Source organism: Intestinibacter sp. (assembly GCF_034113885.1).
Classification (GTDB): Bacteria; Bacillota; Clostridia; order Peptostreptococcales; family Peptostreptococcaceae; genus Intestinibacter.
Genome location: NZ_JAXEWM010000083.1, coordinates 1 through 10,800 on the forward strand (window position 1 = coordinate 1; position 10,800 = coordinate 10,800).

Genomic DNA, 10,800 nt, shown 5'->3' on the forward strand with positions numbered 1-10,800 from the left:
CGTATCCTTGTCCTATTCCTGAACCTATACCTGAGCAAACTGCGATTCCTGCTCCTATAGCAGATCCTAATACCATTAATGCTTGTTCCATAATAAATTCCTCCTTAAAAGATATAAATTTTTAATTTTCCTTTTTTGATAAATTGATAATTTTTAAATTTTTAGCTTACTACTCTGTTGCATTTGATACAAATACCATTGTTAACATTACAAATATAAAGGCTTGCAAGCAACCTGCAAACAAGTCAAAGTATAGATGTAAAGGCACTGGTATTACTAATTGTAAGAATGGGATTGAAACTCCAGGTATTAGAGTTGATATATACGCTAATAACTGATAAAGAAGTCCCATAATTACAGTACCACCTAGTATATTCCCAAATGGACGGAATGTAAGTGATATTGGAGTTGCAAATTCACTAACTATATTTAAAGGTAATAATAGTGGAACTGGTTCCAATAAACCTTTCCAATAAGCAAGTCCTTTTGCTTTCATACCCTCGAAATAAATTAAGAATACAGTAAGCAATGCCCATCCAAGTGTAGTATCAACATCAGTTGTTGGAGATTTAAATCCAAGTAAACCAATTAAGTTTGAACATACAAAGAATAAAAATAATGCGCCTATGTAATAGAACATATTTGGCATCTTTTTAAATATATCTTTGCCCATGTTACTTTCAACTAGATTCTTAAGAGTTGTAACTCCATATTCTAACATAATTTGAACCTTACTAGTTGGAATTACTTTTAAGTTTCTAGTTAGTAAAAATGATACTATAATCAAGAAAGCCATTATTATCCAGCTTGTAACTACAGTCTCACTTATACGGAAACCATTTGAAAACGTAATAATCCATTGTGCGTATCTCACAACTATACCTCCTTTCTTTTAAATTTTGATGCTATTAATGTTTTTATAAATATAACAACTTGAGTACTTATTAATCCTATTGCTGTTCCTATTATATGTAAATTAGGGTTTTTAACAGATACAATAAGTGCTGCAGCAGTTATTGTAAGCCTTATCATATACCTAACCCCAGTATATGCCTGAGCCTTTCCTGGTGGTAGATTTACTGCCTTTTCTAATGTCAATGCTAATAGTCTAAAGTTAAGGACTGCTATGACACTACCAAATATAATCCCAACAAGCATAGGCATACTAAATTTTGATATAAGCATCAATACTATAACTGCTACTATATCAAATATAGGAACGCCTAGCGTAACTGCCTTAACTTCTTTTGATACTTTGACATCCATCTAATCACTTCCCTTTCGTGTATTTACGAAGAACTTTATATACAGAGTTAAATGCACTTGCTACTCCTAACACCAAGAATATAACCATGAATATAGGGTCTGTATTTAATTTGGAATCTATAAATCTTCCTATAAAAAAGCATCCAAATATACAAACTAATACGATTATGCCTAATTGGGTTATTAGAGATCCCATTTCTGCTACTATGCTAAATACACTTCTGTTTTTCATGATATAAACACACCTTTTTAATTTAATTTGCAAAACATATATATTTTGCCTTTATTTAAATATATTACCATATTTTTAAAACAAATATATAAATTTAATTAAAATTATTTATTTATTTTATTGCAAATATGTTATTTTTTGTATATTCATTATATACTTATAGTATATCACTATTTTTATTTTCAATTATTATTTTTTAAAGTTAACAATTTCTATTCCTGCTTCTTCTAAAATTTCACTAGATAGCTCATCAGGATAGTCTCCTAAGTAAACGATTTTTTCTATACCAGCATTTATGCACATTTTAGCGCACATAACGCATGGTCTTGTAGTTACATACAGTGTTGAACCATTTATATTAATTCCATTATGCGCTGCTTGAATTATCGCATTTTGTTCTGCATGTAATGCCCTACAAAGCTCGTGTCTTTGTCCTGAAGGAATTTTCAGTTGTTCTCTCTTACATCCTATTTCTTCACAGTGTTTTAATTTTTTTGGTGAACCATTATAACCTGTTGTTAAGATTTGTTTGTCCTTTACTATAACAGCACCTACTTGTCTTCTAATACAAGTGGAACGCTTCTTTACTATTTCTGCTATTTCCATAAAATATTCGTCCCATGATGGTCTCATAATTAATCCTCTTTTCCTAATAATAAATATTTCATTTATTACATATTATAGAATATTTGACTTTTAGTATTTTAAAGGACCTATATAGTATTATAGATCCTTATTTTTATTAAATTATTTAGTACCAAATATTCTATCTCCTGCATCACCTAATCCTGGAACTATATATCCATGATCATTTAATTTTTCGTCTATCGCTGCTACAAATATATCTACATCATCGTGATATTTTTGTACTTCTCGTATGCCTTCTGGAGCCGCAACTAAATTTACTAATTTTATATTTTTTGCTCCTTTAGCCTTTAATACATCTATAGCTGCTATAGCAGAGCCACCTGTTGCAAGCATAGGGTCTACAATTATCATTTCTCTTTCTTGAATATCTTGTGGTAACTTACAATAATATTCAACTGGCTTTAAAGTTTCTGGATCTCTATATAGACCAACATGACCTACTCTAGCTGTTGGAACTAATGTTACAAATCCTTCAACCATCCCTAAACCTGCTCTTAGTATCGGTACTATTCCTAGTTTTTTACCAGATATGATTTTTGACTTTGTTGTAGTTATAGGTGTTTCTATTTCTATTTCTTCTAGCGGTAAATTTCTTGTTACCTCATATCCCATTAACATTGATATTTCTTTTAATAATTCTCTAAAGTCCTTTGAACCTGTTGTTGTCTGTCTCATAAGAGTTAACTTATGTTGTATTAATGGATGATCTGTAACTATAACTTTACTCATTATTTACCTCCTATACCAATTCTCTTATTTTGGTTTTTATTTGTTATATTTCTTTTCTATATCTGCAATTAAGTTTACTCTTCTTAAATGTCTATCTCCTTCAAATTCTGTATTAATCCAAGCATCAACTAATTCTAAAGCAAGTCCTTTTCCTAATACTCTTTCTCCTAGAGATAACATATTAGCATTATTATGAGCCTTTGACATTTTAGCTGAGAATACATCAGATACTACTGCACATCTTATTCCAGGCACTTTATTTGCAGCTAATGATATTCCTATTCCTGTACCACAGCATACTATACCGTAATCAACTTCTTTTGCGATTACAGCTTCTGCTACTTTTTGTCCATAGATAGGATAATCTACTGATTCATCAGCACTATTTGTCCCATAATCAACACATTCTATTCCTTTACTTTCTAAATGCTTTATTATTTCTAATTTTAAATTGTAACCACCGTGGTCACATCCTAAACCTATTTTCATTTCAATTTCTCCTATATAAATTTTTTTATTTAAATTGATTGATTTTTTTTTAACTATCTAGATATAATTATACAATTATTTTTCGTAAACTACCACATTTTTTTGATTATAATTTATTTTCTAATCATTATTTATGCTCAAAAATGCCATAAAACACACAAATTTCAATATTTTTCTTAAATCACTAATTTTTATTACTCGTTGTTTTTTTAACTAAAATTTAATATTTCTTATTTTATTTAAGCAGGAAAACATTTCTAACTTAATAATAACTTATTTTTGTATAACATTTCAACAAAATTAATTTATTATCAAGCATTTATGATTTTATATCCAGCAGATTTCAAAAGTCTGTTCATTATAGCGCATCCTATACCTTCATTTGTAAATCCTTCTGAATATATTATATCACACTTTTCTTTATCTGCTTGTATTAATGCATCAAATAGATTTGAAGCAACATCTTCTAAAGTTTCTCCTAAACATATAGTTTTTCCTATATAGAATTTTTTGTTATTTTCTAAACAGACTATACCTGTTTTTAAATTTTTTCTGTCATTTTCTTCTGTTAGCTTATTTATTTTATCAATAACCTCAAATCGTTCGCCTAATACAATATAAACATCTGCATTTGGAGAATAATGTGTATATTTCATTCCTGGAGCCTTTGCTTTTATGTTATCTTCTTTCTTTTCTAGTGCTGAATCTAATTTTACAGTTCCAAGCTCTTTTTCTAATTGTTCCTTTGTTATGCTGCCTGGTCTTAATATAGTTGGAATATCTCCTGTTAAATCTAACACAGTTGATTCTAATCCATATACACAATCATTTCCTAAAATTATTCCACTAACTCTATGATTCATTTGTTCATAAACATGTGAAGCTCTAGTTGGTGATGGTCTTCCAGATATATTAGCAGATGGAGCAGCTATAGGAATATCTGCTTCTCTTATAAGTGCATTTGCTATTTTATTAGAAGGCATTCTAATTGCCACTGTATCAAGTCCTCCACTAGTTCTTTTTGGTATTATATCTTTTTTATTTAAAATTATAGTTATAGGTCCTGGCCAAAATTTATCCATAACTATTTCAGCTTTTTCAGGCACATTTGTAACTAAATTATATATTTGTTTTTTGTCGCTTATATGAACAATTAAAGGATTATCGCTAGGTCTTCCTTTAGCTTCATAAATTTTACTGACTGCATTTTCATCTAATGCATTGGCTCCCAAGCCGTAAACTGTTTCAGTTGGGAAGATAACAGTTTCACCTGATCTTAGTATTTCTGCTTGTTTTTTTATTTCCTCCATATCTATATTATCTACGTCAATTTTGCTAATCAATGTATCCATATTTTATTCCACCTCTTTTATTTAAACGCAATATACAATTATTGTTCCAACTAAAAAACCTATTATACAAAAAATATTTTTAGTTCTTGGTAAAATTTCCTCAAGTACAACATACAACATCGTTCCAGCTGCAATTGATAAAAATATTCCAATTAAGGAATTAAAGTTTCCTGCGAAATATACACCTAGAAAGCTTCCTATCCCCATAGGAACTCCTGCTATAACTGTATATAATATAATTTTACTTGTTTTCATGTTCGTTCCTGCAAGACTGAGTGCTGTAGCTAGTCCTTCAGGAATGTTATGTATTCCTATGACCAATGCTAGTGTCCATCCTAATTGTGTAGCCGATACAAAGGACGATCCTATAGCCAATCCCTCTGGCAAATTATGTAGCATAATACTTAGAAAAATTAAATATCCCGACTTTTGATCCTGTGACATATCTAAATTTTCTTTTATGAGCATAGTTGTTATTACTCCCAAAAAAGTAGCAATTACAGTTATCCAAATCCCCTTTAAATCTATTGCTTCTTTCATTAAATCAAATACTACAACCGCCAGCATTATACCTCCAGCTAAGCCCATAAAAAAATCTATACATCTATCAATTTTCTTTTTAAAAATTCCAGATAAAACACCTCCTAAACCAGTCCCTAATACTCCTGCAAGCAATCCAATTAATGTAATTTTCAAAACCATATTATTACACTCTCCCAATTTAATTTATTTCATTATATGTAAATTTAACTGCTAAAATTAATAATTTAGGAGAGTTTAATGTACCTGATAAAAAAGCCAAATGATATATCAAAATCATTTGGCAGTTATCATTATATAGCTGACATTTTCTTAGTTTGATCTTCTGTTATAAGCGCATCTATCATTTCATCTAAATCGCCATCTAAGAAAGATTCTAATTTATATAATGTTAAATTTATTCTATGGTCACTTACTCTTCCTTGAGGGAAATTGTAAGTTCTTATTCTTTCAGATCTATCTCCAGTACCAACTTGGCTCTTTCTTTCTGCTGCTATATCGTCGTGTTGTTCAGCTAATGCTTTATCGTATAATCTAGCCTTTAATACCTTCATAGCTTTTTCTTTATTTTTTAATTGTGATTTTTCATCTTGGCAAGAAACTACTTCACCTGTTGGTATATGAGTGATTCTTACTGCTGAGTCAGTTGTATTTACGCATTGTCCACCGTTTCCAGAAGCTCTGAACACGTCTATTCTTAAATCATTTGGATTGATTTCTACTTCTACATCTTCTACTTCTGGTAAAACTGCTACTGTTGCAGTTGAAGTATGTATTCTACCACCTGATTCAGTTGTTGGTATTCTTTGAACTCTATGAACACCTGATTCGTATTTAAGTCTAGAATAAGCCCCTTTACCTTTTATCATGAAAGAAACTTCTTTGTATCCACCTACACCTGTATCACTTGCACTTAAAAGCTCTGTTTTCCATCTTCTTCTTTCAGCATATCTTGAATACATTCTGAATAAGTCTCCAGCGAATAAAGCAGCTTCATCTCCACCTGCTCCACCTCTGATTTCAACTATAACGTTCTTTTCATCGTTAGGGTCTTTAGGTAATAATAATACTTTTAATTCATCTTCTATTGGTTCTACTTTATCCTCTAGTTCTGATAATTCCATTTTAGCTAATTCTCTTAATTCTTCATCAGATTCTTCTTCTAGTATTTCCTTAGATTCTTTTATACTATCTATTACTTCTTTGTATTCTCTGTATTTCATTACTATTGGCTCTAAATCAGCATGTTCTTTCATGTATTTTTGCCATGTTTTTTGGTCGTTGATAACTTCTATGTCGCTTATTTTTTCTGTAAGCTCTTTGTATTTATCTTCTAATACTTGCAGTTTATTTAACATTTTTTCCACCTTCCTAATTATTATAAAATCCTATTACTACTCTTTCAAATCCTTGCAAATCGCATTTTGTATATATACCCTTAAAACCGTTTTGTTGCATAATTTTACTTACATCAGATGCTTGATCGTGACCTACTTCATAAGCTAGTATTCCATCTTGTTTTAAAAATTGTCTAGATTCTTCTGTTATCCTCCTATAAAAATCAAGTCCGTCTTCTCCACCTTCTAATGCATTATAAGGCTCGAAGTCCTTTACCTGTCTATCTAATCCACTTATATCTGCTTTTCTTATATATGGCGGATTAGATACTATTATATCAAATTTTGTTTCGTCTGATACATTTGAAAAAACATCTGACTTAATAAAATCTATTCGTTCATCTACTTTATTAGAAATGGCATTTTTAGATGCTATTTCTAAAGCAATATCAGAAATATCTACTGATACTACATGTGATTTATCTAAATATTTCGCTAGGCTTACAGTAATTGCTCCTGAACCTGTACCTATATCTAAAATATTCAATCCTGTTTTATTATTGCATATATTTATTATTTCTTCCACCAAAGTTTCTGTATCTGGTCTAGGAATCAACACTCCCTCCTTGACAAAGAAGTCCAATCCCATAAACTCTCTATTACCTATAATATAGGCAATTGGTCTTTCATTCAATCTATCTTTCATCATTTCTAGAAAATATTTTTCTTGTTCATCACTTAGAGCTTTATCTAAATTCATTCTAATATACATAGAATCTACATCTCCAAGAGCTTTTTTTAGAAGAAGCTCTACATCTAATCTAGGTGTATCGCTGATATTTTCTAGTTGTTGGCAATATTTTATAATTATCTCTTTAATAGTCATAAATTACCCCTTATTGTTCATTTAATGCAGCCTTTAGCGCTGCTATTGCTACTTCTAATTGTTCGTCATCAGGTTCTTTTGTAGTTATTTTTTGCATCATCATTCCTGGATATGCGACAATTTTACTTAAAATATTATTATATTTTCCAAGAAATTTTATTATTTCATAAGATATCCCAGCAACTATGGGTATGCATAAAATTCTTATGGCTACTCTTAAAAAAGGATTAGGCCATCCAAAAAAAGAAAACAATATAATTGATATAAACATAACTATAAATAAAAAATTTGTACCACATCTAGGATGCAACCTTCCAAATTTTCTAGCATTCTCAACTGTTAGCTCTAAATCATTTTCATAACAATAAACAGTTTTATGCTCAGCACCGTGATATTCAAACACTCTCTTGATATCTGCATTCAACGAAACTATTGCCATATACGCTATTAATATCGCTATTCTAATCGCACCTTCGATCAAGTTAAGTGCTATATGACTATTTATTATCTTAGAAAATAATCCACCTATAAAAGTAGGTATTAATACAAAAATCCCAACAGAAAGCAACAAAGATATTATTAAAGACACTACTATTATGGCATCATTTGCCTTTTCTTTAAATATTTTTTTAAGAAACCTGTCTATAGCATCTTCCTCCTCTTCTTCTAAGAAAAATTCTGAAGAAAAATTCAAGCTATTTATTCCGCTAATCATTGTATCTATTAATATAAATCCACCTCTTAAAAATGGAATTTTATCTATTTTTTTATCTCTTACCCAGCTTTCAATCTTATCTTTTTTTATCTCTATCTCTCCATTAGGCTTTCTAACCGCAATAGCTCTGTAATCATCTGATTGCATCATTACTCCCTCTATTACAGCCTGTCCTCCGACTTTACCTAATTTTTTTTCATTTTCCATAACCTTCTCCTTAACCCGCGATTAAGTTTTTACACATTTAATATTATATCAAATTTACAATATTAAAAAAGGGCATGTTTAAAAATAAAAATCTTTTATCCTGTACATCCCTCATAATTATCGTAAAAATAAAATAGAGGCTGGAAAACCAACCCCTGTTTTTTTGAATATTATTCCATGTTGAATCTTTTTTTGAATTTGTCGATTCTTCCACCTTTTTCTATATTCTTTTGTTTACCTGTATAGAAAGGATGGCATTGAGAACAAATTTCAACTCTTATTTCGTCCTTAGTTGAACCAGCCATGAAAGTATTTCCACAAGCACAACGTACTTCTACTTCTTTATATTTTGGTTGTATATCTTTTTGCATTATTGTCACCTCTTTTTTCTTTATATTTTAAAATTAATTATACTAATTTTTTTACTTATTCAAATATCAACTCCCATATTATATCATATGTTTTCGAAGGGTTCAAGCATTTTTAATAGTCTTTAAAATTTATTTATTCTTAATTATTTTTTATTTTTAATTTTGATTTGCCATATTATTTATTAAGTATTCCATTTATATTGTTTATAAATTCTTCATTAGTTTTTGTTCTCTTCAATGCTTCTAATATATTATCCGTAACTTCTAACACAGAGTTGTTGCTCATTTCTTTTCTTAATTTCCACAAAGCAGTCTTTTCTTTATCTGATAATAATAAATCTTCTCTTCTTGTTCCAGATTTATAGATATCTACAGCTGGGAAGATTCTCTTTTCTGCTAATTTCCTATCTAGGTGTAATTCCATATTACCTGTACCTTTGAATTCCTCAAATATTACATCGTCCATTCTTGATCCGGTTTCAACTAAAGCTGTAGCAAGGATAGTAAGAGATCCACCTTGTCTTATATTTCTAGCTGCTCCGAAGAATTTTTTAGGTCCATGTAGTGCTCCTGGATCTAGACCACCTGATAGAGTTCTTCCTGTAGGCGAAATAGTTAAATTATATGCCCTTGCTAGTCTTGTTATACTATCTAATAATATAACAACATCCTTTCCATGCTCAACTAGTCTTTGAGCTCTATTTAAAACCATTTCTGCTACCTTAACATGATGGCTTGAAACTTGATCAAATGTTGAGTATATAACATCTGCATCAATAGATTCCTTCATATCTGTAACTTCTTCAGGTCTTTCATCTATTAATAATACTATAAGTTCTACATTTGGATAATTTTTCACTATACTATTTGCAACACTTTTTAAAAGAATAGTTTTACCTGCCTTAGGAGGCGCAACAATTAAACCTCTTTGTCCTTTTCCTATTGGTGATATTAAATCTATTAATCTAGTAGATATTTCATTTGGTTGTTTTTCTAAAGTTAATCTTTCCTCTGGATATATAGGAGTTAACGATTCAAAAGATTTTCTTTGTATTGCAGTTTCTGGATCTTCATCATTTATCTTTTGAACAAATAAAAGAGCTCTAAATTTTTCTCCTGTCTTAGGATGTCTTGTTATACCTCTTACCTTGTCTCCTGTTTTCATATTAAATCTTCTTATTTGAGAAGGAGATACATATACATCATTTTCTGTAGATAAATAATTTGAACCTCTTAAAAATCCGAATCCATCTGGTAATATTTCTAATACACCTACTACTTCATCGTCCTTTGAGGTATTAAATTCATTGATTATTTTAGATTCCTCTACTACCTTAGGTGTATAATTTCCTTTTGTATTATTAGAAGATTTATTATCTATATTTTGTTGTTTATTATCATTTTTTTGAAACTTATTATAATTTCTTTGATTATTTATATTTCCTTGAGTATTATTTTTTGTATAATTTTTATTTTCGTATTTATTATTTTTATTATTTTCAGGTTTGTATTGTATTTGTTTTGTATTATCTGCACTCTCAATTTTATTATCTTGATCTATTTTAGTATGTTTTTCATCTAAGATTTCTTTCTCTTCTTTTTCTGAGTCATTATTTTTATCCGTGTCTTTGTTTTCTTTTATTTTTTTGTTTTTTTCCTTAGTTGCATCCGTATCAGTAGTTTTTAATTTATCAACGGCTTCCTTTATTTTTTCAATTAAATCCGCTTTTTTATACTTAGTCACTGACTTTACATTTAGCTCTTTTGCCATTTCTCTTAGTTGAGCTAATGTTTGACTGTTCAAATCATTTAGATTAATATTTTCTATATTCAAAATAGACCTCCTCGCTCACAATTTTTATTTAAATTATTCTAATTTGGAAATAAACGGCATGAAAAAGAAAAGATATTTATTTTAGCTCGAACATAATTACAATCTAATAATAGCATTTTTCTTGTATTATGGTCAATAAATAAAATAAAATACATATTTGTATACATTTTTTATTAAATATATTTAAATATAAA

Annotated in this window: 13 protein-coding genes; all 13 read right to left on the reverse strand. The window is 29.4% G+C overall.

The window, feature by feature from the left end:
* Window positions 1-169 precede the first annotated feature (169 nt).
* The gene (atpB, locus tag SPD90_RS04890; protein ID WP_320624799.1) at window positions 170-874 is read right to left on the reverse strand and encodes a F0F1 ATP synthase subunit A; all 705 of its coding nucleotides are present in this window, start codon (window positions 872-874) and stop codon (window positions 170-172) included.
* 2 nt (window positions 875-876) lie between these two features.
* Window positions 877-1,266 carry an ATP synthase subunit I gene (locus tag SPD90_RS04895; protein ID WP_320624800.1) on the reverse strand — a complete coding sequence of 130 codons (390 nt, stop codon included), beginning with the start codon at window positions 1,264-1,266 and terminating at the stop codon, window positions 877-879.
* 4 nt (window positions 1,267-1,270) lie between these two features.
* Window positions 1,271-1,498: an AtpZ/AtpI family protein gene (locus SPD90_RS04900; RefSeq protein WP_320624801.1), complete on the reverse strand. Its 228-nt coding sequence runs from the start codon at window positions 1,496-1,498 to the stop codon at window positions 1,271-1,273.
* A gap of 189 nt (window positions 1,499-1,687) precedes the next feature.
* Window positions 1,688-2,131, reverse strand: a complete 444-nt coding sequence (locus SPD90_RS04905) for a deoxycytidylate deaminase (RefSeq protein ID WP_320624802.1) — start codon at window positions 2,129-2,131, stop codon at window positions 1,688-1,690.
* 114 nt (window positions 2,132-2,245) lie between these two features.
* Window positions 2,246-2,875, reverse strand: a complete 630-nt coding sequence (gene upp / locus SPD90_RS04910; RefSeq protein WP_320924486.1) for a uracil phosphoribosyltransferase — start codon at window positions 2,873-2,875, stop codon at window positions 2,246-2,248.
* 36 nt (window positions 2,876-2,911) lie between these two features.
* Window positions 2,912-3,364: a ribose 5-phosphate isomerase B gene (gene rpiB, locus SPD90_RS04915; RefSeq protein ID WP_320924487.1), complete on the reverse strand. Its 453-nt coding sequence runs from the start codon at window positions 3,362-3,364 to the stop codon at window positions 2,912-2,914.
* Window positions 3,365-3,675: 311 nt separating this feature from the next.
* The gene (locus SPD90_RS04920; RefSeq protein WP_320924488.1) at window positions 3,676-4,716 is read right to left on the reverse strand and encodes an L-threonylcarbamoyladenylate synthase; all 1,041 of its coding nucleotides are present in this window, start codon (window positions 4,714-4,716) and stop codon (window positions 3,676-3,678) included.
* Between the two features lie 21 nt (window positions 4,717-4,737).
* A complete protein-coding gene (locus SPD90_RS04925) occupies window positions 4,738-5,418 on the reverse strand; it encodes a ZIP family metal transporter (RefSeq protein WP_320924489.1) in 681 nt (226 codons plus the stop codon).
* 131 nt (window positions 5,419-5,549) lie between these two features.
* Complete coding sequence (prfA, locus tag SPD90_RS04930) at window positions 5,550-6,614, reverse strand: peptide chain release factor 1 (RefSeq protein ID WP_320924490.1); 1,065 nt, start codon at window positions 6,612-6,614, stop codon at window positions 5,550-5,552.
* Between the two features lie 13 nt (window positions 6,615-6,627).
* Window positions 6,628-7,479, reverse strand: coding sequence for a peptide chain release factor N(5)-glutamine methyltransferase (prmC, locus tag SPD90_RS04935; protein ID WP_320624808.1), 852 nt, complete (start codon window positions 7,477-7,479; stop codon window positions 6,628-6,630).
* Between the two features lie 10 nt (window positions 7,480-7,489).
* Window positions 7,490-8,401, reverse strand: a complete 912-nt coding sequence (locus tag SPD90_RS04940) for a DUF1385 domain-containing protein (RefSeq protein ID WP_320924491.1) — start codon at window positions 8,399-8,401, stop codon at window positions 7,490-7,492.
* A gap of 170 nt (window positions 8,402-8,571) precedes the next feature.
* Window positions 8,572-8,772, reverse strand: coding sequence for a 50S ribosomal protein L31 (gene rpmE, locus SPD90_RS04945; protein ID WP_290687125.1), 201 nt, complete (start codon window positions 8,770-8,772; stop codon window positions 8,572-8,574).
* A 175-nt stretch (window positions 8,773-8,947) separates the two neighbouring features.
* Window positions 8,948-10,543, reverse strand: coding sequence for a transcription termination factor Rho (gene rho / locus SPD90_RS04950; RefSeq protein ID WP_442909043.1), 1,596 nt, complete (start codon window positions 10,541-10,543; stop codon window positions 8,948-8,950).
* Window positions 10,544-10,800: the final 257 nt, after the last annotated feature.